At 42.7% G+C, this 22,375-nt stretch carries 23 protein-coding genes; 6 read left to right on the top strand and 17 right to left on the bottom strand.

The genetic code is table 11. The features are described from left to right. Positions 1-25 precede the first annotated feature (25 nt). Complete coding sequence (locus ACFGVS_RS28460; protein ID WP_439696538.1) at positions 26-238, top strand: hypothetical protein; 213 nt, start codon at positions 26-28, stop codon at positions 236-238. A 53-nt stretch (positions 239-291) separates the two neighbouring features. On the opposite strand, the gene ACFGVS_RS28455 is transcribed toward ACFGVS_RS28460, so the two are convergent. The 6 genes from ACFGVS_RS28455 to ACFGVS_RS28430 form a co-directional block, all read right to left on the bottom strand. Beyond that, a complete protein-coding gene (locus ACFGVS_RS28455; RefSeq protein ID WP_439696537.1) occupies positions 292-951 on the bottom strand; it encodes a DUF4136 domain-containing protein in 660 nt (219 codons plus the stop codon). A 64-nt stretch (positions 952-1,015) separates the two neighbouring features. After that, positions 1,016-1,594, bottom strand: coding sequence for a Maf family protein (locus ACFGVS_RS28450; protein WP_439696536.1), 579 nt, complete (start codon positions 1,592-1,594; stop codon positions 1,016-1,018). A 149-nt stretch (positions 1,595-1,743) separates the two neighbouring features. Continuing rightward, positions 1,744-2,265, bottom strand: coding sequence for a KdsC family phosphatase (locus ACFGVS_RS28445; protein ID WP_090648371.1), 522 nt, complete (start codon positions 2,263-2,265; stop codon positions 1,744-1,746). A 111-nt stretch (positions 2,266-2,376) separates the two neighbouring features. After that, positions 2,377-2,619, bottom strand: coding sequence for a Fe-S cluster assembly protein IscX (gene iscX, locus ACFGVS_RS28440; protein ID WP_090648366.1), 243 nt, complete (start codon positions 2,617-2,619; stop codon positions 2,377-2,379). 127 nt (positions 2,620-2,746) lie between these two features. Next, a complete protein-coding gene (locus tag ACFGVS_RS28435; RefSeq protein WP_439696535.1) occupies positions 2,747-3,079 on the bottom strand; it encodes a 2Fe-2S iron-sulfur cluster-binding protein in 333 nt (110 codons plus the stop codon). A gap of 19 nt (positions 3,080-3,098) precedes the next feature. Then, on the bottom strand, positions 3,099-3,881 hold the full coding sequence (locus ACFGVS_RS28430; protein WP_439696534.1) for a Rossmann-like and DUF2520 domain-containing protein: 783 nt from the start codon (positions 3,879-3,881) through the stop codon (positions 3,099-3,101). Positions 3,882-3,963: 82 nt separating this feature from the next. Here ACFGVS_RS28430 and ACFGVS_RS28425 point away from each other — a divergent pair, with 82 nt between their 5' ends. Then, entirely contained in the window at positions 3,964-4,890 is a 927-nt protein-coding gene (locus ACFGVS_RS28425) for an alpha/beta fold hydrolase (protein WP_090648354.1), read from the top strand. A gap of 115 nt (positions 4,891-5,005) precedes the next feature. Here the strand turns inward: ACFGVS_RS28425 and ACFGVS_RS28420 are convergent, their stop codons facing one another. After that, the gene (locus tag ACFGVS_RS28420) at positions 5,006-6,532 is read right to left on the bottom strand and encodes a family 43 glycosylhydrolase (RefSeq protein ID WP_439696533.1); all 1,527 of its coding nucleotides are present in this window, start codon (positions 6,530-6,532) and stop codon (positions 5,006-5,008) included. 598 nt (positions 6,533-7,130) lie between these two features. Here ACFGVS_RS28420 and ACFGVS_RS28415 point away from each other — a divergent pair. Together ACFGVS_RS28415 and ACFGVS_RS28410 are read left to right on the top strand one after the other, a co-directional pair. Continuing rightward, complete coding sequence (locus ACFGVS_RS28415; protein WP_439696532.1) at positions 7,131-7,601, top strand: hypothetical protein; 471 nt, start codon at positions 7,131-7,133, stop codon at positions 7,599-7,601. Between the two features lie 21 nt (positions 7,602-7,622). Beyond that, entirely contained in the window at positions 7,623-8,405 is a 783-nt protein-coding gene (locus tag ACFGVS_RS28410; RefSeq protein WP_439696531.1) for a hypothetical protein, read from the top strand. Here the strand turns inward: ACFGVS_RS28410 and ACFGVS_RS28405 are convergent. Genes ACFGVS_RS28405 through ACFGVS_RS28395 form a run of 3 tightly spaced genes read right to left on the bottom strand, consistent with a single transcriptional unit; the run spans position 8,350 to position 11,959 of the window. Further along, positions 8,350-9,063: a phytanoyl-CoA dioxygenase family protein gene (locus tag ACFGVS_RS28405; RefSeq protein WP_439696530.1), complete on the bottom strand. Its 714-nt coding sequence runs from the start codon at positions 9,061-9,063 to the stop codon at positions 8,350-8,352. The two genes, ACFGVS_RS28410 and ACFGVS_RS28405, sit on opposite strands and share 56 nt — an antisense overlap. Before the next feature lie 12 nt (positions 9,064-9,075). Continuing rightward, a complete protein-coding gene (gene ccsA, locus ACFGVS_RS28400; RefSeq protein WP_439696529.1) occupies positions 9,076-11,538 on the bottom strand; it encodes a cytochrome c biogenesis protein CcsA in 2,463 nt (820 codons plus the stop codon). 10 nt (positions 11,539-11,548) lie between these two features. Continuing rightward, positions 11,549-11,959 (bottom strand): cytochrome c maturation protein CcmE domain-containing protein, encoded by a 411-nt coding sequence (locus ACFGVS_RS28395; protein ID WP_274209213.1) that lies wholly within the window; start codon positions 11,957-11,959, stop codon positions 11,549-11,551. Between the two features lie 220 nt (positions 11,960-12,179). On the opposite strand from ACFGVS_RS28395, the gene ACFGVS_RS28390 reads away from it, so the two are divergent. Next, positions 12,180-12,383: a DUF2683 family protein gene (locus ACFGVS_RS28390; RefSeq protein ID WP_439696528.1), complete on the top strand. Its 204-nt coding sequence runs from the start codon at positions 12,180-12,182 to the stop codon at positions 12,381-12,383. After that, on the top strand, positions 12,359-12,640 hold the full coding sequence (locus tag ACFGVS_RS28385; protein WP_439696527.1) for a Txe/YoeB family addiction module toxin: 282 nt from the start codon (positions 12,359-12,361) through the stop codon (positions 12,638-12,640). Before ACFGVS_RS28390 ends, ACFGVS_RS28385 begins: the two co-directional genes overlap by 25 nt. Before the next feature lie 131 nt (positions 12,641-12,771). Here the strand turns inward: ACFGVS_RS28385 and ACFGVS_RS28380 are convergent, their stop codons facing one another. The 7 genes from ACFGVS_RS28380 to ACFGVS_RS28350 form a co-directional block, all read right to left on the bottom strand. Continuing rightward, positions 12,772-13,455: a hypothetical protein gene (locus ACFGVS_RS28380; protein ID WP_439696526.1), complete on the bottom strand. Its 684-nt coding sequence runs from the start codon at positions 13,453-13,455 to the stop codon at positions 12,772-12,774. Between the two features lie 79 nt (positions 13,456-13,534). Next, complete coding sequence (locus tag ACFGVS_RS28375) at positions 13,535-14,557, bottom strand: LacI family DNA-binding transcriptional regulator (protein ID WP_439696525.1); 1,023 nt, start codon at positions 14,555-14,557, stop codon at positions 13,535-13,537. A gap of 294 nt (positions 14,558-14,851) precedes the next feature. Then, positions 14,852-16,195, bottom strand: coding sequence for a deoxyguanosinetriphosphate triphosphohydrolase (locus ACFGVS_RS28370; RefSeq protein ID WP_439699269.1), 1,344 nt, complete (start codon positions 16,193-16,195; stop codon positions 14,852-14,854). Between the two features lie 172 nt (positions 16,196-16,367). Next, positions 16,368-16,550 carry a hypothetical protein gene (locus ACFGVS_RS28365; RefSeq protein ID WP_439696524.1) on the bottom strand — a complete coding sequence of 61 codons (183 nt, stop codon included), beginning with the start codon at positions 16,548-16,550 and terminating at the stop codon, positions 16,368-16,370. A 323-nt stretch (positions 16,551-16,873) separates the two neighbouring features. Continuing rightward, positions 16,874-18,637 carry an OmpA family protein gene (locus tag ACFGVS_RS28360; protein WP_439696523.1) on the bottom strand — a complete coding sequence of 588 codons (1,764 nt, stop codon included), beginning with the start codon at positions 18,635-18,637 and terminating at the stop codon, positions 16,874-16,876. A gap of 4 nt (positions 18,638-18,641) precedes the next feature. Then, complete coding sequence (locus ACFGVS_RS28355; RefSeq protein WP_439696522.1) at positions 18,642-19,628, bottom strand: PorP/SprF family type IX secretion system membrane protein; 987 nt, start codon at positions 19,626-19,628, stop codon at positions 18,642-18,644. Continuing rightward, a complete protein-coding gene (locus ACFGVS_RS28350; protein WP_439696521.1) occupies positions 19,625-22,156 on the bottom strand; it encodes a gliding motility-associated C-terminal domain-containing protein in 2,532 nt (843 codons plus the stop codon). The genes ACFGVS_RS28355 and ACFGVS_RS28350 overlap by 4 nt, the downstream gene beginning before the upstream one ends. Positions 22,157-22,375 lie beyond the last annotated feature (219 nt).

Genomic DNA, 22,375 nt, shown 5'->3' with positions numbered 1-22,375 from the left:
ATAATTAAAACAGATGAAGATTTGTGTGTACAGATTAAACGCTAAAGTGTTAACCGCACTATTCTTATTATGGATGATGCCCTTTGTTAGCGATGCCCAGGGCGATTTACCATGTAATGACGCTGACCCTTTTGATACAGCCTGCCCGTTGGATACCTGGGTAATTATGTTGGTAGCAGCAGCCGGGGTATTTACCGTTGTCCATTTGCACCGTAAACAAAAATCCCTCCGGGCCTGATGGGTCCGAAGGGATTTTTAAATTTATTGCTTGCAGGTGAAATAAATTTTTTATTAAGCTTTTTTTGTGTCCAGGCCAACCGGTGTATGACCTGTGTAATTGAGATTAAGTTGTTGTAGTATCCCGTTAACTACCTTTGGCAGTTCTTTCAATGTGGTTTTTGGGTTGTGTAATTCGCCAACACCAAAACCACGCCATACCAGTTGCCTGGTGTTACGGTCAATAATATCAATAATCAGGGTACCCTCTTTGTAAGGCACACGGGCTACAACGCCGCCGCCACCATAGTAAGGATATCCCCAGCCATAGCCGAAGCCACCGTACCCATAAAACGGACGGTATCCCCAACCAAAACCACCCCAACCCCATCCAGAGTAAAGCGTACCATAATAAGCGGGGTAAAATTCATTTTTTACGCCCCTACCTGTTACGGTTGAATAACTTACCAATAAATCCGGATCAGTTTCCTGTAATTTTAGCCCTTTGGCTGTTAATGACTCGATGGTAGCTTCTTTAACCTTCTCGTCGGCAATTTCCTTTTTCACTACGCCACCTGCCTTGTTTAGCTGCGCATCTGGCGGCAACCAGGCAAAGGTACGATAGGATGTAAGATTAGTTTTGTTTTTTGCTGCGGTGTAATAATTGTAACTGCTGCAAGCAGACAAGGCGGATACCAGCAACAGTACCAACCCTGTATTAAAAATTGTTTTCATGACAAATTGCTCCCTTATATATTTACCGTTAGACAATCCAGAAACGAAAGGTTTAATTTAAATATTATTTATTTAAATTAACTAACTGGGCATACAGCTTCTCGGTAGGTAAACCAACCACATTGGTGTAAGATCCGCTTAGTTTTTCGATGCCGATAAGGCCTATCCGTTCCTGGATACCATATGAACCGGCCTTATCCAAGGGGTTATATTGAGTAACATAACCACTTATCTCATCCAAAGTAAGCTTACGAAAAAACACTTCGGATACATCAAAAAAAACATTGTATTGGTGCTTATACAGCAGGCAAACCCCGGTAATCACCTGGTGCACTTTGCCTGATAACATTTGCAGCATCTCCACAGCATGTGCCGGAGTTTCGGGTTTGCCTAATATCAATCCATCAACACAAACAATGGTATCGGCAGTAAGTACCACCTCATCCCGCACGGTTTGGTCAAAAGCTTCGGCTTTTTTACGGGCTATGTAAACGGCTACCTCCGGCGGTGTTAAACCTTCTGGGTACGATTCATCCACATCCTTCAATACCACCTCAAACTCCATATCCATCAAACGCAAAAGCTCCTGCCTGCGCGGCGATTTGGATGCAAGAATGATTTTTGGAATGGGATTGTTGTTCATGGTTAATAGTTCATTGTTGATGGTTCATAGTAAAATTACCGCTTAAGGATTAAAGCTGCCATGAACCATCAACCATGATCCATGAACTAAAAATTCAAGACAGTTTGAAACAGCCATGAACCATCAACCATGATCCATGAACTAAAAAACTACCAGCTATACGCCTCTTCGCTCATCCACCTGTCTTGTACTTTAAGCACTTTTTCAATAATATCACGGGCACAGCCCTTGCCGCCGCCGTATGGCGAAACGTAGGCGCTTAAAGCTTTTATCTCTTCAACAGCATCAGCAGGGCAAACAGGTAAGCCCGCAAGCTTCATTACCTCCAGGTCGGGAATATCATCGCCCATGTACAGTACGTTGGTAGCAATAATGGCCTTCTCCTCCAGGTAAATTTTAAACCGCTGCGATTTGGTATGCGTGCCCATATAAACATCATTAATACCCAGGCTATTTAAACGGTAAATAGCGCTTTTTGAACGGCTGCCCGATATGGCGCAAACATTATATCCACATTTTACGGCAAGCTGTAAAGCATAACCATCTTTAATATTAAAGGCACGGCTTTGCTCGCCGCTATCCGTTACAAAAACAGATCCATCAGTAAGCACACCATCCACATCAAAAATAAACGTGGTTATATCTTTTAATTTATTCAGGAACGATTCCATCTATTATGATTACACTGATTTTAGGTGATTACACCGATTAGATTGATTGTTGAATTGTAAACTGATTACTGATAAAAACATATAACCACTCTTTACTCACAACTCACCACTCTATTGATTATCCCGCCATTCATATACCCAGGCCGATTGAATTTGCTCCAGGTGGCCTTCGTTTGATTCTTCCCGTTTACCGGCAAAGTTAGGCAGGCTTAAAACCCACTCCAGCAACTCAGTAAAGCGGATGCGGTATATCTTTGATTCGCCAAAATCATCGCCAAATTTTTCGTAAAGCTCCATGGCAATATCTTCGTAATCGTTCCAGTGAATGGGTAAGGCAAATTTATTATCGCTCATCTTTTATAGGTTGTACGTAATACGTTTTACGTGATACGTTTTTTATTTGGTTTAATAATTATCTGCATGGCTTCTTCACGTACAACGTAAAACGTCCCACGTAAAGCTTCACAAACTTTAAAGGTCATCAATGCCCCATAAATGCCGATTGATCTGGTATGGTAACTTCTATATCACCATCAATGGTCACACACTGACAGCCCAGGCGCGATGTTATACGCGGGTTTACAGCCCTGTCGATAAAATCTTCTTCCTTATCTGATATTTCCTGGATGTTATCCATCCCTTTGTTTACGTAAACATGGCAGGTGCTGCATCCGCAAACGCCGCCGCAATTGTGCTGTAGTTCAATGCCGTTCTCCAGGCATACGTCCAAAACAGATTCTCCCTCGGCTATTGGCAGCTCAACCGTTTCGTGCCCCTTCTCCTCGAAGTTTATCTTTACTTTAAAAATGTTCATTTAGGCAAAAGTAACAAAATTACTTATCCTCATGCCCACCATTGTTGTTTTTGATAATACCCTGACTTAATAATGTATACATTGCCTGCAAATGCGGCTGCCCCTCAAGCATTTGCAGGTGCGCGGCCATTGTAGTTTGGTCGTTACGTACCGCGGGGCCGGTTTGTACACTGGCCGGGAGTTGTTGTTGCACCTTTTGAGCAGTCTCTAAAATCAAGGGTCTCAGCAAATTAAAGTCCATGTCATGGCCGGCAAGCAACTGTTGTGCCACACCGTATAAATAATTAGGAAAATTACAGGCAAATACTGCTGCCAGGTGCAATATTTTGCGCCCGGCCGAGTTAATGCTATAAATGCTATTGCTAACGGTGGCTGCAAGTTCCTTAATATCAGCATATATGCTATCATTTGCGGCTTCAATACACAAGGGCACAGTTAAAAAATTAACTTCGCGGATTTTGCTAAATGTTTGCAGGGGATAAAGCACACCTGCCTTATTAGTGTATTTTAATAAAACATCAAGGCTGGTTGAGCCTGATGTATGTACAATTAATTTTTGATGTACGGCCAATGCTTCGGCAATTTTGGCAATAGCATCATCCTTTATCGAAATAATAAAAATATCAGTTTCGGAACTGATCTCAGTAAGCTGGTTTATGGCTGCAGCCCCAACATGGTAAGCCAACAGGGCCGCATTGTGCATGTTAGGACTGTAAACCTGCACTATACGATGCCCGGCATTTTTAAATGCCGCAGCCATGTGGGTTGCTACGTTGCCCGATCCGATAAATGTTAAGCGCATATAAATTTTACATTTAATGTAAAAATCGGTTAACTACCGATTAAATATTTGTGTATTTTAGTAATCATCATCCTAATACCTCATGAAAATACTCAAAGCAAGCATAATAATTATAATATTTCTGGTCGGTGCGGCTACTTTAATACTATATGGTTTTTATAAATATAATAATAAAGAGAAAAAAATATTAACCGATGCCGACCGTAAAAACATTGCCGGCAGTTTTATCAAATTAAGCCAGGGCGTTACCCATTATGAATTAAAAGGTCCCGAAAATGGCGAAGTTATTGTGCTTGTACACGGCTTTAGCGTACCATATTATATATGGGACGGAACTTATGAATATCTTATTAATAAAGGCTATAAAGTATTACGATATGATACCTATGGCCGGGGCTATTCTGACAGGCCTGACGTTACTTATAATAAAGAACTATATACCAATCAACTGCTGGAACTGATAAGCCAGCTAAAGTTACAGGCCGGCAAAGTAAACCTTGCAGGCGTATCATTCGGCGGCAAAATTGTAACCGACTTTACCTGCCAGCATCCTGATATAGTGAACAAAGTTATACTTATTGACCCGGTATACGAACAGCAGAGGCCAAAAGCGCCTAAATATTTAGCCATGTATAACGAAGCTGTAAACTCCGACGAGCGGGCGGCCGGGCAGGTTACCGATTTTAAATATCCTAAACAGCACCCCGGGTGGAAAAAATTATACCTGCCGCAAATGCAGTACAAAGGTTTCCGGAATGCGCTGATTTCAACGCTTTATGATTATGAAAACCAAGGCCGCCAAAGTTACGTTTGCCTTAATGGCGCCAATAAACCGGTTTTACTTATATGGGGCAAAGACGATAAAACCGTACCTTTCGGCTACAGCGACACCATACGCAACATTTTGAAAGTGAGCTTTTTCCCGGTTACCGATGCCGCGCATTTGCCTTTTTTAGAAAAACCCGATTTGGTAAACCCAAAAATTGTTTCGTTTTTAAAACAGGGATAGTGATTGTTAATTGGTTTGGCGTTGCAAAGCCCGCGATAGAGTGAGTTTAACATTAAAAAACCGGCTTCAATATCGAAAACCGGTCTTTTAATATCATATGATTGAAGTATAACCGTTAAGGCACTATGCTCCACAACTCGGCATCGTACTGATTTTCGTACCATTGCTCCAGTTTAGTACCAGGGGTCGTGTTGCTGTTGGGCACATTTAACGCCAATAAGCTGCGGCGGCTAATGATCTTGAAATAGCCACTGCCCATATCCTGAACCCGCCACTCCTGCGCATTGCCGCCCACATCGTTCCATTCTATCAAAATATTACCCGCGCTTAACGAGTTGCCGGCATCATCCAAACACAAATTACTTGCAGCCGATTTGATTTTATAATAACCATTACCTAAACTGGTAAACACCCATTTTTGCGCTATGTTGCCGTTATCTGTCCACTCCTGTAACTGTGTGCCGGGTGTAGTCGAGCCGCCCGGCACGTCCAGGCATTGCCCGGTAACTTTTGATTTAATGCGATAGGTGCCATTGGCGATAGGCATGCTATAGCTGGTACCAATAGCGGGCGCAGGAATTGGGATACCTTTTTCAATAGGGTACCCAAAAAAGGGTACATCGCCATCCCAGGCAAATTGTTGCGTCATAATCCTCCTGTCCCAGCCCGAGCCATCGGCATTAGCGGCATGGTACACAATCCACCACTGGATATTATCGGGCGATTTTACAAACGACGCGTGCCCCGGACCAAATACATTACCAAATTTGGCAAATGCCGGGGTTGACTGCTTTGTCCACGATGCTTTTGACATTAAGTTGCCGTTAGTACAGGTAAGGCGGCCAAGGCAATAATCGTTAGTCCAGCTGCCGCTTGCCGAATAGATAACGCTTACCGTTGTGCCGCTTACCAGTGTTTCGGGGCCTTCGTTTACGGTTGGCGTGCCTACCTTTTCCCAGGCATAATCGGGCCGCGAGATCTCGACCCTTTGGCTATTGATGGTATAAGGATTGCTCATGGTAGCTATGTACAGGTATTGCGACACATTGGTAGTGCCCTCCCAGCCCGACCATATAAAATAAGTTACCCCGTTATACACAAACGGAGAGCCGTCAATTGCCCAATTATCGGTAGTGGCAGCCAGTTTGGCTTTGTAGTTGTACCCACCGTTCAGGGGATCATTGGCATCGGCGCCCCCCTCCAGCACATGCATGCGATGGTTGTTGTTATTACCATCATCGGCCGCAAAGTATACGTACCAGCGCCCACCCAGGAAATGCAGCTCGGGCGCCCACAAATCGCTCGAATAGCTGGTGCCCGCCGGCGGAGTAAAAATATAGGTTTTGGTTTGCTGAAGGATGCTTTGCAGGGCTGATGATTTGGCTACCCAAAGCCGGCCGCCATCCGATCCGCAGTAATAGTAATAGCTGCCAACGCGTATCACCCATGGATCATAATAGCTGCCGTTATCGATGGAGGGCAGCGCATTGGTAAAAATGGCCGACAAACTGTTGGTTTTGGATTTCGACGATTGACTTGAATCGGCAGCCGCTGCTCTTTTTAAGTTGGCTTTTGTTTTTTGGCAACTGTTAAATAATAACATCGACGCGATGGCCGATAGGATCAGAAACTTGTTTTTCATATTATAGGTTATTGGTTAGCATTCATGCAATACAGCTTCGCATCATAACGTCAGGTACCCAAACCGTCGTTTTACCGGCACACCAAACCATCCCCCCCTCATTTTATAAAGAAGCGAAAACGACCGGTATCCGCATTGCAGAACAAATTCGGGTTAACTCAATAAGATGTTAAGCGATAGTTATTGTTTATAAATTGGTGTTTATAAGCGCACTTGATGGTTTGCTTAATAAGCAAGCAAATAACTTTATTTACAGCGAAACTATTGAATATCAACGTATCAATAGTTAGTTAAATCGTATCATTTTTACTGACTCTAAAAAGCTTCCGCTTTTAACTAACTTGAGCCAATGAAACCTAAATTACTACTGTGCCTTTTTGTATTGCTGAGTTTTAGTTGTTATGCAAACACTCCTCCTTTAAAAAAAGATACCAGCTATACTATTGCACAAGCAAGAAGAATGGCTAAAAAACGCATAACGATAACCAGGGAAACGATCAAAGGTTATCGGCCGGGCTTTGATAATTGCATTTTTACCAACCAGTACACTGTAGCTAACAGGCTAAAGAAATACCCGTACTCGGCGGCAATTAAAATCATGTTGGTATCATATTACGGTGGCGGACAACCAAATCAGGATATTAAAATCGATTCGCCTTTCACTGCTCCTATACCAACAGCTCACAAGCAGGACAAGCATTACTTAGGCTTAGTTATCAAGAATAAAAAATTGGATTACTCGACACTGATAGAAACAAAAGTTTTAAACCGTAAACAGGTTGAAGAACTTACCAATATCGTTTTCAACTATGACTTTGCCGGTATGAAAAACTACACAGTTACAGGTTTTGCAGCGTGTTTTGAGCCAAGAAATTCGATTTTATTTTTTGATAAAAACGAGAAAATATTTGACCATCTTGACATTTGTTTCCACTGTAACAATTATGAATCCACTTCAAAGAATTTAAGTATAGGGGCAAACTGTGCTCAAAAATTCGATATGCTTGCCCGGTTTTTTATTAAAGCAGGAGTAAGATATGGAGCGGATAACAAAGTACCGTCAGATTAATCGCAACAAAACCTAATCGTCATGAAATTGAAGTTGATAGTGCTGCTGTCGATCCTTACTACCTTACACTGTTCTGCGGAGGGTAACAACATGTTGGGCATCGATACCACCAAACATAGCGCAACCTCATTAAAAAAATCGTCGTATCCATTACCGCCAAAATCGCCCGAAGAAGCCAGGCGGATGTTTAAACCCTGGTATAGCGACTGCGCATTCACAAACCGATATAGCGTACAAAAACGATTGCAAAAATATCCCTTTTCAAATGCGGCCAAAATATTAGCTATTTCTTATCATTCATTAGAGGTACCATCACCCCAAAAAAATGACAGTTTAGCACCTGGCTTCATGTCGCCAAAAAATATATTGCTGCGTGGTGGCTTTAAAATCAGGGCGGATACGCTTGACCTGTCAACTATATTGGAATGCAAAACCCTGAGCAAACCACAAATCAGCGAACTAACCAACATCATTTTCAATATAAACTTTAAACACACCGGCAATAACATAACCGGAGGGGCATCGTGTTATGAACCACGCAACGCGTTTGTATTTATTAATAAAAAGGGTGAAATTTATGATTACCTTGAAATTTGCTTTGCCTGCCAACACTATTCCTCAAAGTCGGACAAATTAGATGTAGGTGCCGAGTGTACTCAAAAATATGAACTCCTAAGAAGATACTTTAAAAGCTTGAACATCAGATTTGGCATAAAAAAAGGCATGACGTGGAACGACGATCAATCCTTTAAACTGAAAGCCGCTCCGCCCAGTTCAATCCACCATCCAGTTCAGCGCGGCTAAACTCGATATGTACTACTCGTCTTCTTTTATTATTGGTAGTACGGTTTGACGCATGGAGCAGCAAGGGGCGCATAATCATCACGCTGCCGGCGTTTACATTGCAGGTGGTTTCAGTTTCCAGGTCCCAGTTAATGGTTTCGGGGCGATACACGCCTTTTTGATGCGACGCGGGTACAACCTTTAGCGCACCGTTTTCGCCGTTGGTATCGTCGAGATGAATGCGCATGGTGAAGTTATTTTGCAGGATAGTTAAGGGCGGCTGTACGCCAAACTGGTTTTGTTTTACCGTCCAGGGGCCGTAGCCGGGAGTATCGGTCCTCTTATCAACCACAATGGTTAAATCCTGGTGCCAGGCTACAAACCAGTTGCTTAGTTCGGGTTTATCAAAGTAAATGGATTTGGTAACAAAGTACCCATCGCCGAACAACTCCCGGATGAGTTCCTTTAGCTTTGGGTTAAAAATTAAAGGAACCACCTGCGCCAGTTCCTTTAAAAATTGCCTGATGGCAAACAGATCGTCGGTTTTACGGAAGGCGGGGTTCGACTGATCGGCCGCTTCAATCGCAGTTATAATGCTGTTAACCTCTGCCCGGGTGTAAATATCATTTACAATGGCAAAACCATCGTTTAAAATATTGTCCTGTTGTGTTATTACCACAGCCGGCCGGGTTTAAACCGTTTTTAATTCGCTTTTACGGCGCAATATCGACATAAAGAAACCAATCACCATAATGATAGTACCCGCCCAAAAGAAATTGATAAAAGGGAACTGAATGGCCTTCATTACCACGAATTTCTTCTTGCTTTCGGGCTGCTGATAAACAACAATCTCTACCGTTTTATGCTCGGGTATTACCTTGCTGAAACGCAGTTTTAAACCGGCGTCATCAACCTTTCGGGCAAAATCAAACACGTTACCGTTTTTGATCATGTAAACCGGTGTGGCGCTGTATTTATTACCGTTAGATACAATTTCCAACTGTGCACCAATAGCTACGTCACTATCAGTAAGCGGAATATTTTCCACTTTAGCTTCCTTATTTAATCCCTTTAATACAATATATCCATCGCGGTACCTGATGGTGTCGCCGGTTTTTACTTCGTGGCTTACCGGAGCATCGTAATTTTTATCGTCGTTATCAGCATCGTGGGCAGCCTCGGCGCTTTCGGTACCTGCTTCGGTAGGCGTAATAGCGTTGGTTAGCGTAATGTGTGTGTAGATATCGCTAAACAGGTAATGGCGCGTATCCGGCGAAGCCGACATGGTACCTTTACTTACCTGTACCTTAGGTTTCAATGTAAACTCCTCGGTAATTTTACCGCCGGCATCCATCTTTTTGTAGTTGATTTTAAACCAGTGGTTTGGAGATGATATCGAGTCGCCGATGTAGGTAACGGTATAATCGCCCAGTTTTGTTGGCTGGTTGCGGTAAACCGTTACGTTTTCGCGCGGGTTTTCTTCTTTAGCAAATTCGGCGTTATAAGCCTCGCCGGTGTTGTTTATAGATATTACTTTGCTGGTACCGGCCGAAATAAGCGCGCCTATCATCAGCAAACCAAAACCAATATGCGCCACTGCCGAGCCGGCCAGTTTAAACTTGCCTTTGAAAGCATCGGCCAAAACTTTGCCATTAACCAATACCGAATAAACCGAACCCCACATAGCCAGCACAAACACAAAATTGAGTTTGTACACACCCGATGTATAAGCAATCAGCGCTGTGAGCGCGGCGGCGATAAGCAGGTATGAACCTGTTATTACAAAGAATTTGGTAACATCTGTTTTTTTGTATTTTAAAAACTGGCTGAAGCCGGTTACTAAAACGATAACAAATACAAACGACGACTGGATAACGTTGTAATGCTTAATAATATCAGATGGCGGCGCCATTTTGGTATGGAAAATAGCATTCCAAACCGGCACCGAAGTAACCACCAGCAGATGGAAGCACGACAGGCCCATGAATACGGCCCCTACAAACATCCAAAATTCGCGGCTGTAAGTATCTTCATCTTTTTTGGTGATAGGCAGCTCTTTCCAGCGGGATACCAACAACCATATAGTTATCCCCAGGAATATAAAAATACTGATCACCAATTGCCAAAACATCCCCAGGTCGGTAAAGGAGTGTACTGATGTATCGCCCAAAATACCGCTCCTGTTCAGAAATGATGAGTACCAGGTGAGCACATTGCTTAACAGCACCAAAAAAGTTGCTGTAAAATACGAATGGCCGGTGTTTTTAAATACGATTAATACGTGCAGGCCTGCTACAAGTACAATCCAGGGGAAGATAGAAGCATTCTCAACCGGATCCCAGGCCCAGAAACCGCCAAAGTTAAGCGACTCATACGCCCAGAAAGATCCCATAACCACACCGGTGCCCAATATCATACAGGCAAACAGGGCGTAAGGAATTGCAGGGGCTACCCACTCTTTATATTTTTTTTGCCAAAGCCCCGCTACAGCGTAAGCAAATGGCACTACCATTGATGCAAAGCCCAGGAACAAGGTTGGCGGGTGAATAATCATCCAGTAATTTTGAAGCGATGGCACCATGCCCTGCCCGTCTTTAATAAACTCCAGGTAATTGGGGTTCGAGAAGATGGGCGCTTCCATTGATTGCCTTAACAGCAAAAACGGCGAACTGCCTATCCGCTGACCAAAAACTTCGACACCTAAAACCATAGCTGCTAATACCACCTGCGACATGGCCACAACCGTCATCACCGGGCGCTCCCATGATTTGGAGCGGAAGATAAGGAAGGTGCCTAAAACAGCCTGCCAGAATAACCAAAGCAAGAAGCCTCCCTCCTGTCCGTTCCAAAAGGCCGAAAGGATATAGTAAATAGGCAACGAGCGCGAGGTATAAGCCCAGGCGTAATGATATTCGAAATAATGCTTATAAATGAGTGTAAACAGGCATACGCCTATCCCTATAATAGAAGCTAAGTTTACCAGGAAGCCCGCGCGGCCCAATTTTTGCCAAAGACTGTTTTGCTTGCCGGCATCGTCGGTAGTGGCAAAATAATAACTGATAAATGATAAAAGCGCGGCACCGAACGAAAGGACGATAAAGAACTGGCCTATCTGGCCCGGTAAAAGGTGTTCACCTTTAAATTGAATATCCATTAAAATGGGTTTATATGCTGGCTGATTTGGCCTTAACTTCTTTAGTTTCTAACTTATCCTGCGTGTATTTGGACGGGCATTTCATCAGGATACTTGATGCATGGAACTCGCTGCCAACCATTTTACCGGTAAGCACTAACTGCTCGCTGCGCTCAAAATCTTCAGGCTTGGGGCCTTTCAATATTACCTTGCGCTCCGAGCCGTTATTGTCCTTCGCGTAAAAAGAAAAGTAGTTGGCATCCTTAGTGGCATCAAAATATAACTCTTTTGCTTTATTAAGGTGACCAACAATATGCAGCTCGCTGCTGGTTTTTTCGGCATCGCCAAAAGAACCATATGTGCTTGTGTTAGCGTATACACTTATGATAACCGCTATAGCTATAGCTATAACAACAAGACCAAAAATTGAACTTTTTTTCATCTGCGGTTTATAAAATAAAAATCGTTTTGCAAAAATACAAAACGTAATGCTAATAATGTTTATTACAGGTGGTTTGTGTTATTTAGAATTATTCTTAAGAAGAATCAAGAGTTAAGAATCAGGAGTCAAAGACTTGGGGACGGTTAACAGACTTATAATATATTTTTAGCGGATTAATTTGTAACCTCTTTATTTCGCGCATAAATTAATAAATTTGTTTATGGAAACGCTAATCATGCACCCGAAGAATAAGGAACAGCTATTGGCTTTAAAAGCTATTGCGAAAGCCTTGAAGATTACTGTTGAAACTCAGAAAAGCCCTTACGATCCTGATTTTGTGGCGATGGTAAAAGACGCTGAAAAACGAGGTAATTATAAAACTATTGATGTGGCTGATATATGGGGCAGTTTAAACTCCAAATAGAGGAATTAGCTGAATCGCATATAAGGCGACACTTAAAATCCGGAGACAAAGCAAGTATAAAAAAGATCGAAAAAATACTTATCGAGCTTACAGAAACGCCATATAACGGTATTGGAAACCCAGAGGCTTTAAAATATGAGCTTTCTGGATTTTGGTCGAGAAAGATTAACCAAAAAGACCGGTTAATATACAAAGTAGAAGAAGATGTTGTCACCGTCTTTGTGATATCTGCAATGGGACATTATAATAGTAAGTAAATTACAAGTCCCCGATAACTGTGTCCTCCCAGGCATAGTCCTGGTAAGCCATCGGTTTGTCGTACGCGTACGAATTGCGATTTGTGAGGACACAGATCGGGGTAGAGAAATATAAGGTTGGGAGGTGTCGATTACATTACTTTGTAAATAATTTTGACGCCGTCTCCATAGTAGTAACATTCAACCGCTTTTTTGGCAAAAACAATATCTTTCTCATGCGTCAATTCTAATGTTTGCCTATCAATCCACTTTGCCTGCAATGCCTTACCTTGATCGGCAAAATAACAAACAGAGCCTCCACCCCCAGAATGCCACATCAACATAGCGCTTGTATGAACATATTTACCATTAACATATTCTTCACTCGCGGTAAACTCTTTTAAACCATCTGGGGCTATTATTTTTATAAGGGGAACAAGTTTAAAATCAAACTTTACTTTAATCCTTCTTTTGGCTTTGCTTATAGGTGTTGCTATCTTTTTGAGAAATTCGTCAAGAGTGATTGCTCTTTGAGCAAGTGTTTCTTCATCAGCTCCAAGGTTTGCACAAACATTAAGATCATTGCCGGTAGCAATAATATCTTGTACGCTTTTTAATAAGTCAGGGGCTTGTGCCTTGGTTTCCCATTGTGCAAAAGCAAGGGCAAATAGCGCGTTATTACGGGTATCCTCGTCTTCAAACTCGCCAACAAATATTTTAACAAGCTGAGTAGAAATATAGATCGGACTCTGTCCCTGATTATATAAGTCGAAAAAATTTGAATAGATATCGAGAAAAGTATCATTGCCGTCGATAGCAGTATTCCAGGTACCCATTAGTTTGTTAAAATTTTAAGCAAGATAAGTATTCCACCCAAAACAAAAAGAGATGTGTTTTTGGACTCATGCAAAAAACTCAACTGCTTTTTTTCGACGAATCCCGGATCTTCAGATCGGTTTTCAAAATAATTGATTGCGGTTTGGTGGCCGATGAACCACCGTTCAGTTTCGCTAACAAAACAGTAATCACGTTATCGGCAATATCCTCAACGGGTTGGGCTATGGCCGTAACCGGCGGTGTATGAAGTTTAAAAACATCATGATCATCAAAAGACGCCACAGCAATATCGCCAGGCAATTTTAAACCAAATTCTCTCATTACCTTTAAGCCGCAGGTAGCTATGTGGTTATTACCAAAAAGTATGGCATCTACACTGGTGTGTTTTGTTAAAAAATCGCGCAGCGCCTGCATAATCAGTTCATCATCCTGGCTAAATACTACCTCCTCAACAATTCCATTAAGTTTACTATTTTTAATGGCCTCATGGTAACCTTTTACCCGGTCAACCATCTGTGTTTGGGGCGATAAAAAAGTAACAAAAGCAATATTTACAAATCCCTGTTCGGCCAAATGCCGGGTAGCATTATAAGCACTGAAAAGATTATCTATCTCCACATAGTCTGTTTTAACCTTGGGTAAATGCCGGTCAAACAAAACCACGGGCATGCCATCACTTTTAAGCGATTCAATATCTTGTTCAATTCCTTCCGGTGGGGCCATAATGTAACCATCCACATGCCTGTCGCGAAACATGCTAATGAGGTCGCGCGTTTTATTGGTATCATTATCGGTGCTGCAATAAATAATTTTATATCCGTTTTTGTAGGCCCGGTCTTCAATTAAACGTGCTATACTGGCAAAAAAAGGGTTCGAAATATCTTCTACCATGAGCCCTATGGTATTTGATTTGCCGGTACGTAAACTTTTGGCCAGCGAGCTTGGCTTATACCCTACTTCGGCTACATATTTCATCACCTTTTCAATTACTTCGGCACTTATCCGTTTATCCTGTGCGTGGCCGTTTAAAATAAATGATATGGTAGTTTTTGATACGTTTAAAGCATTTGCGATATCAACAATCGATAGTTTTTTTCTCACCCGTTTATATTATTTATTATTTCAAATATAGGGCAATATAATTAATTGTATTTATAACACTAAAAATTTAACCGGTTGGCCTTGGCAATAAATCGATTAACTAACAATTATATTCTGATGAAATTTCAGAAGCAGGATAAATCTTGTCCGGGTATTTTTCCGTTTTGGCTATTATCAATTTTGTTATTACGCTAATATTGTAATAATTAGCCGTTATTAAGCCATTTATCTGATTTAATTATTATCAAAATTGGGGTTTAGTACGTTAAAATATAGAATATCATTTTCGGGTTTCTAACTCAACGTAGGGAACGAAATCCCCTTGATCTTCCTGAACAACTCCACCGCATATAAATCTGTCATCCCCGAAACAAAATCGAGTACGGTTTGAATTTTGGAGTAATCATCCTGGTTTTTGGTTAAAAACTGCTTGGGGATAAGCTCTACCAGTTTTTTATGATACTTGGATGTGTTTTGCAGGTACGCCGGGATAAATTCTTCCAGGATACCGCCCATAACTTTATAACCGGCAACTTCTATCTGCACAACCGACGAATAATTGTATATCTTTTTTACCGACAAGGTTTCGATGTTTTTCATGATAGTGCGATAGGGTTCATCTATCATATCTATCAGCGATGTATTGAAATCTCCGGCAAGGATAGTTTGTTGCTGATTGTAAAACAGTTTGGAGCATTGCTGTATCAGTGTGTTTATTGAGCGGGCACGCAGGTAACCAACCTTGGCGTCATCATCGTCAATATCATCCAGCCGCGCCTTCATTTTAGGATCGTTACACAGGGGCAGCAGCAGGGCTTCAATTTCATCATAAGATAATATCTTGAGGCGATGGGCATCTTCAATGTCAATAATATTATAGCAGATGTCGTCGGCAGCCTCTACCAGGTAAACCAGTGGATGACGCTTGTAAATCAGCGGACTATCCTGCACTTTGTTTAGTCCCAGTTCGTCGGCTATTTTCTTAAATCCCGCTTGTTCCGATTGGAAGAACCCGTATTTTTTAGTGTGGATATTCGCTTTATTTCCGCCTATAATGGAAGCACAGGGGTATTTGGCAATAGCCGCTATAGTTGCATAAGTAAGCGCAAAACTTCCGTTCCCCTTGCCCGAATAAGAATGGGTAAGGATGCGCAAAGCATTGGCATTACCTTCAAAATTAATCAAATCGGCCCATTGCTCAGCGGGTATACTTTTTTGATAGCCGGCGCCATCACCCTCAATAAAATAATGTGAAATAGCGGCTTCGCCCGAATGGCCGAATGCCGGGTTGCCAAGATCATGCGCAAGGCATGCCGCCGAAATGATGGTGTCGATATCACTCATCAGTGGCAGGCGGGTATCAATCCCGGGGTCTTCTTCCTTAAGCTTGTTATAAAAGATGCGGCCTAATGATTTGCCAACACTGGCTACCTCTAAACTGTGCGTAAGCCTGTTATGCACAAAAATACTCCCCGGCAAAGGGAATACCTGGGTTTTATTTTGCAGCCTCCTGAAGGGCGACGAAAATATTATACGGTCATAATCCCGCTGAAACTCCGACCGGGCATCAACCTGGCTTGCAATATATTTATCCTCGTATCCCCAGCGCTTGGCCGATAGTAAAGTTTCCCAATTCATCATAAGCGGCGAATACAAATCTTGTTTAGTATTCACCGGCAATATTATCCTATAAATTCCATAAACAGAAAAGAGATAAACATTTTATGGTAATAAGTAAAGCTGCATACCTGCATAAAAAAAGCCTCTCAAAATGAAAGGCTTTTATTTTTAATTAAAATGGTTTTTTAAATTAATGCACCGGATGATGATCTTGTTGGTTTGCAGGAATTGGTTCCAGGAACCCCTGGGTGTTAACCGCCAGATTACCGGTAGTTGCAACAGGTAAATTTTTCTTTGCTTTTGGGCCGGCAACTGGTATTACAATTACTGCAATAAAAGCTATTACTTCCAGTACGATATAAAATGATGTCATGACTTAATTTTTTAGTGTATATCAATTACAGCCTTGATCACTATCGGCATGCCAAAAAACGCTTAAAATGCTTTATAGCAGTTAAAAACACTTTAAACCGGCTAATTTGATTGCGCAGGCACATTTAGGCATTTAAAAAACCTATCATTTTGAAAGGGTAGCAATATCAAAATGAAAAACAAAGTGAATCAGGGTAGATAGAACTTTACTTGTAGTAGGTGCGCCAAGCACTCAATAACATACTCAGCCATAACTCACTTTTTAAATACACTTGTGGCTGATTATACATTTTCATAATCAGCCATAACTATATAAACGTTTGATCAGTTACCGCCCGGCAGCACTTTAATTTCTGTTCTCCTGTTTAGCTGATGGTCAGCTTCTGAACATTTAACCTTATCGGCACATTGATTTACGGGGTTACTTTTGCTATAGCCTTTGGCTACCATGCGGGTTGGGGCTATGCCTTTTTTTACCAGGTAAGTTGCGGCAGATTTGGCCCTGCGCTTAGATAGTGCAAGGTTGTATAAATACGATGCCCTTGAATCGCAATAGGATGCCAATGCTATTTTTAACGCCGGATATTGCTTTAAAATACCAGCCAGCCTATCCAGTTCTATGGCTGCATCGGGCCGTATGAATGATTTATCAAGATCATAATAAATAGGCCCGATATTGAAATCGGGACGGGATGCCCCCGAAAGAGGGTTGGAAGAATCTGGCGATCCCGGTTTTCCGGTTGCAATAATTGTTTGCGGACTACCACTTATTGGTTTTACAAAAATGGAATCTTTTATGCGGGTAAAAGCATAAATATCGTCACTGCCCTGGCCGTTATCGCGATTGGACGACAGGTAGCCGCTTTGGCCATCGCGTGTTACCAGGTTAAAATCGTCACTGGTGGAGTTTATAGGATACTTAAGGTTTTTTGGGGTATCCCAATTGTTTTTTTGGCCATGGGCAACATAAATTTCGTACCCTCCCATACCAGGCATCCCTTTGGAAGCATAGTATAACACACCGTTTTCATCTACAAACGGAAAGCTTTCTTCCTCCTTGGAATTGATGGTTTTACCACAATTTACCGGTTTACCCCAGCTTCCGTTACTTTGTTTTTCGCAATACCAGATATCTGTTTTGCCCTGCCCGCCCTGCATATCCGAACTGAAATAGATCAGCCTGCCATCTTTTGATAATGCTGCGTTACCTACAGAATACTGCTGCACGTTATTATACGGAAAACTACCCGAAATAACCCACCCGCCATCTTTTTTTACGGCAGTAACCAATTGCAGCCGGCGGGTATAAAACCGGGTGTTATTTTTGCCGCTACGTTGGTCTATGGGTAAGTTTTTAGCAGCAACTTCGGTAGTCAGGGTAATATAGGCAGTATCTCCTTTGTTGTTTAACACCATAGGTCCTACATGGTAAGCATCTTTAAACTCGTTGCTGGTACCGGGATCTAAAAACAGTTGTTTTGTTTCTTTAGTATTTAAATCGTAGGTGTATAGCTTAAACCAGCCGTTGCCGGTGCGGTTATCTTTTTTGCCATCTTCGGTTTCGCGGTCGGATGTGAATATAATAGTTGTCTGGCCACCATAGGCGGCCCCCCAATCAGATGACGGGGTGTTTACGCCGCCAACGTTATTAACCTTAAACTGCGATGGTTGCTTCATCCACACCATTGCCGAATCCACATCGGCCAGTTTTAGGGCTAACGCGCCTGCATCATCGGTAAAATACAGTTGGTACTGTTGCCTGGCCTGGTCAAACTTTTGGTTGCGAAACAACACTTCGGCATAAAAATAATGATCGAGTTTGGCGGCTTTGGGATCATTCAGGGCTTTGGCATACCAATCTTCGGCATCCTGGTATTGGTTAATGTAGCGGTAACAGGTGGCAATACGCTCAACCAATTTAATATCGGGCTTGTGGCCAACCAGTTTCAGGTAAAATTTAAGGCTTTTGAAATATTCATACTGATCGAAAAGTTTATCGGCCCGTTGTTGTACCGACAATTGTTCCTGCGCCAAAGTAATCTTTGCCAGCAAAGTCATCAATAAACCAATCAATATTAACTTTTTCATCTGCCTAAAAATATCTCGGACTAACCACTCTTGGGCTTTTGCCCGGAAAACTTATACTCAACGACAATTCATGCGACCCACTTTGCGAACTTGCCAGCCTGCTTGTAGTAAAATCATATGAATAGCCAATCCTGAAGTTTTCGCTTACATAAAATTGTACCATCGCCGCTACGGCGTCAGTTTTATCAAGTCCGCTTTGCAGGTTACTTTTTTTCCACAGCTTTATCCCGGTCCGGTATGATGCACCTACCCAAATGGTTTTGTTAAATACTATGTAATTGCTTACATCAAGGTTGGTGGGGCCTTTAAAGTCCTCTTTTATCAAAAACGATGGTTTAATATCCATGCCTTCATTTAATGGCACCATTGCTCCGCCGGTTAAGTAAACTGTACGGGCCTGCTTATACTGTTGCAAATGATCGATACTGTTACCCAAACCCGAAAGCAAGTTAAACACTGATGCGCCAACATATACAGTTGGCGAATAATAATAAACCCCGAAACGAAAATCGGGCGTAACGTTGCTTTGCGTTCCGGCGGGTATATTGGCATCCCCATCATCAGTAGCGTTAAATTTAGTGCCATCAAGGCGATACTGTATGGCGCCGAAGCCAAGGCCAAAGCTTAAACGTTTGGTATCATCCTCATCAAGCCTTAGCCTATAGGCATAGTTTACATATACCGATGATGTACTCTCGGGCCCAAGCTTATCAAAAGTAGCTATCAACCCTAAGCCCATATTCTGGTTGGTGCTGTTGGTTAGGCCATCAACAGATACTGTGCCTGTTTTAGGCGCATCATTAATACCCACCCATTGGATACGGCTGCTTAAGTTAAGTGTCCAGTCCTGCTTATAGCCTGCATAGGCCGGGTTTACCGCCAGGCCATTGAACATATACTGGCTAAATTGTATGCTTTGCTGGGCCTGCAATTTTACGATGAGTAAAACCAGGCCGGCTGTTAGGATACATAGTTTAAAGCCCCGCATCATTTACTCAGTTTTAAAAATACCCAGCCTTTAACCGGGGTAAATTCACCTGTATGCTCCTTCCGGTTCAATACATAAAAATAGGTAGCCTCGGCAAGGCCGCTGCCGCTCCAATCGTTTTTGTAATTATCAGAACGGTAAACCTCGTTGCCCCATCGGTTAAACACCCTGAGCTGCGAACCGGGATAGCTCTCTAACCCAACAATTTTAAAAGCATCGTTTTTGCCGTCATTGTTGGGTGTTATTACATTGGGGATTTGCAAATCGGCCGGGATCACTTTCAACACCACAGTATCGGCACAACCATTAGCGTTGGTAAATACAAAATGATATAAGCCAACTTTATCCAACCCGGTTATGGTAGTTGTATTGCTTGCGGGGGTAGTGATAGTCGCCGGCAGCGGATCTCCGGCAACCTGGGTAAATACACCGGTACCGGTTGCCGCCACAGTGGCCGGAGCATACTCAAATACGGTTTGATCGGCACCTGCATTTGGGCCCGGCGTAATATTTACCGTGTTGGTTTTAACATTATTACAACCTACACCGGATGGGGAAGCATCACATTCGTTATTTGGGTCGGCAGGTACAGCAGCATCCGGATTAGTGGCATCCGGGTCTGTTACATCCGCCGGCCTTAACACAGCGGCCTCAACCGTAAGGTTACCGTTTGTTGCCAGTGCTACATTCCCTGCAATGGTAAATGTGCGCACAGCCCCATTTGCTATATCGAGGTTAGCATGGTAGGCATTTGCTGCAACAGTACCACCTGAGGTTGCCGAACTGCCGGTTGTAGCAGCACTTGTTACTACCACCCCGCTGATATCATTAGGAAAACTAAAGCTGAAACCGCCTCCCTTAACATCGTCGGGGCCGTTATTTTTTACCACCACTTTATATATAACCGGCTGGCCTGAACAAGCCGCCGCAGCCGTTATACTTTCAACGGAAAGATCGGCTTCCTGCATTACAAAGCTTAGCGAAGTAGTTACCGGTTTACTTTTTATATAACTCCAGGTATCGATAGATTTATTGTTGCCAAAATCGGCATCATTGGTGGATATGCTGGTAGTGGTACCCCATTTGTGCCCGTTTATGGCGCTGCTTAATCCTGTAAGGTTCTTTACCGGGTTTGATGATGTGCCTACTATACTGATAGGCGTATCGTCCCAATACAAGGAATCGTCCGGGGCGTATGTGCCATTTGTGCGCGTAAGTAAAAGGCCGTTTACATTGCGTTCCACATCAAAAAACGGAAAATGGACTTCGCCGGCAGTAGTGGCTATAGTTATATTTACCTGCAACGATAAGCTGCTGTTGCCGGCTACTTTGGTGCCCAGGCCATCAAGTCCATCCCAATAAACCTGGTTACCTCCTGTGGTCGCCTGGCCGGTTAATTTACGGTCGATAGCGTCGGTGTACAAACCGTTTTGGTTTATATCAATCCCTATTACATAATTACCGTTGCCCGTTATATTAAAATTAAAATTGCCGCCCAGCGGATTGGTTCCTGCTTTACCAATAGTTCCTTCGGCGCCTGTGAAAGTAACGTTAGTTATTGCAGGTACTACCGGAGTATTTAAAAGCCAGGTTGTTGCCGCGCCCGGCGTATTGGCTACAGCCGGCATATCGGTAGCCGGAATATTAAAAAATATTTTTTGGGTTATATCGGTTTGAGTATCGGCCACGCGTGGGTCCTGAACGTTAACGCTGGCGCTAAGCCCGTCGATACTTTTGTATGATGCCTTTCCATCCGCGCCCCTAAAGCCCTTGTTATTTACAAAAAAGGTAAAGCCATTACCGGCCTGGCCATTGTTGTTTAATATGTATTGATATCCGTCTTTTGTCAGGATGTGGAATATGGCGTTAAAGCCCACGTTAAACGTACCCAGTATTCCCGAAAATACCTGGGTATACACCCTGCCATTTATAAAGCCCGAATTTGAAGCATTGCGTACCGATACATCAAAGGCGGTAATATATTCGGCTTGCGGCTGTGTCCAGTTGGCATTGGCCGGAATGGTAGGCGGATTACCGTTTAATACCGTTCCGGGGTTTTCGGCCACAAAATCAATTTCCCAAACCCCATCCTGGCCTGCGCCTACTGTTTTAATAAACGGCGTAAATCCACCTACATTAGGCAACGGGCCTGCAACTTCCTGGGCGCGGCTATGAATATTACCGGTATTGGCATTTGTACCGCTGGTATAATTGTTACCGTCGGGCGCCCGAAGGTTAATGGTACCGCCGGCAATCCCCTGGGCGCTTGAGCCTACGTAAATACTTTCGCCGGCTTTAACGTAAACCTTAACAGTACCTAAAGTGGGGAACGGGAAGGATGTATTGGTAATTACAGTACTCGAAAACAGGTAAGCACGGTATCCTCCATTGGCGGTAAGTTCTTTACTGCCCTCGGCATATAAACCTGCAGCCGGCAATAAAAACAAAATTACAGTACTGAAAAAGCCTTTTATGATTAGCTTAAGGTATGAATAAGGTTTGCCACAAAAAGTTACTGCTTTATTAAGCATCGAGGTTTATTTACAAAGCTGTAAGTTATAAAAAGCAGGCGAAATAAGTGTGAAAAATTTACACCGGGCAATAAAACAATTACCCGGGCCATTAATGCCTCCATCAAATTTCCAGGTACTTACGGTAAACTGGGGATATTGCTTGGATATGCCCGGTTAGCTTTAAAACAGGCCCAACCAGTAAAGTAGTTGCCGGATTAGTATTTGCCAGGCGTACCA

The sequence above is a fragment of the Mucilaginibacter sediminis genome (assembly GCF_051903035.1).
GTDB lineage: Bacteria > Bacteroidota > Bacteroidia > Sphingobacteriales > Sphingobacteriaceae > Mucilaginibacter.
The sequence above is the reverse complement of the archived record's forward strand: the minus strand, read 5'-3'. Positions and strand labels throughout refer to the sequence as shown.

Coding starts and splice junctions, on each gene's coding strand:
- ACFGVS_RS28365 (WP_439696524.1), bottom strand. CDS start 16,550: ATGACATCATTTTATATCGTACTGGAAGTAATAGCTTTTATTGCAGTA.
- iscX (WP_090648366.1), bottom strand. CDS start 2,619: ATGAGCGATAATAAATTTGCCTTACCCATTCACTGGAACGATTACGAA.
- ACFGVS_RS28370 (WP_439699269.1), bottom strand. CDS start 16,195: ATGAATTGGGAAACTTTACTATCGGCCAAGCGCTGGGGATACGAGGAT.
- ACFGVS_RS28430 (WP_439696534.1), bottom strand. CDS start 3,881: ATGCGCTTAACATTTATCGGATCGGGCAACGTAGCAACCCACATGGCT.
- ACFGVS_RS28355 (WP_439696522.1), bottom strand. CDS start 19,628: ATGATGCGGGGCTTTAAACTATGTATCCTAACAGCCGGCCTGGTTTTA.
- ACFGVS_RS28435 (WP_439696535.1), bottom strand. CDS start 3,079: ATGAACATTTTTAAAGTAAAGATAAACTTCGAGGAGAAGGGGCACGAA.
- ACFGVS_RS28445 (WP_090648371.1), bottom strand. CDS start 2,265: ATGGAATCGTTCCTGAATAAATTAAAAGATATAACCACGTTTATTTTT.
- ACFGVS_RS28410 (WP_439696531.1), top strand. CDS start 7,623: ATGAAATTGAAGTTGATAGTGCTGCTGTCGATCCTTACTACCTTACAC.
- ACFGVS_RS28455 (WP_439696537.1), bottom strand. CDS start 951: ATGAAAACAATTTTTAATACAGGGTTGGTACTGTTGCTGGTATCCGCC.
- ACFGVS_RS28425 (WP_090648354.1), top strand. CDS start 3,964: ATGAAAATACTCAAAGCAAGCATAATAATTATAATATTTCTGGTCGGT.
- ccsA (WP_439696529.1), bottom strand. CDS start 11,538: ATGGATATTCAATTTAAAGGTGAACACCTTTTACCGGGCCAGATAGGC.
- ACFGVS_RS28385 (WP_439696527.1), top strand. CDS start 12,359: ATGGGGCAGTTTAAACTCCAAATAGAGGAATTAGCTGAATCGCATATA.
- ACFGVS_RS28420 (WP_439696533.1), bottom strand. CDS start 6,532: ATGAAAAACAAGTTTCTGATCCTATCGGCCATCGCGTCGATGTTATTA.
- ACFGVS_RS28415 (WP_439696532.1), top strand. CDS start 7,131: ATGTTGGTATCATATTACGGTGGCGGACAACCAAATCAGGATATTAAA.
- ACFGVS_RS28395 (WP_274209213.1), bottom strand. CDS start 11,959: ATGAAAAAAAGTTCAATTTTTGGTCTTGTTGTTATAGCTATAGCTATA.
- ACFGVS_RS28450 (WP_439696536.1), bottom strand. CDS start 1,594: ATGAACAACAATCCCATTCCAAAAATCATTCTTGCATCCAAATCGCCG.
- ACFGVS_RS28380 (WP_439696526.1), bottom strand. CDS start 13,455: ATGGGTACCTGGAATACTGCTATCGACGGCAATGATACTTTTCTCGAT.
- ACFGVS_RS28390 (WP_439696528.1), top strand. CDS start 12,180: ATGGAAACGCTAATCATGCACCCGAAGAATAAGGAACAGCTATTGGCT.
- ACFGVS_RS28360 (WP_439696523.1), bottom strand. CDS start 18,637: ATGAAAAAGTTAATATTGATTGGTTTATTGATGACTTTGCTGGCAAAG.
- ACFGVS_RS28350 (WP_439696521.1), bottom strand. CDS start 22,156: ATGCTTAATAAAGCAGTAACTTTTTGTGGCAAACCTTATTCATACCTT.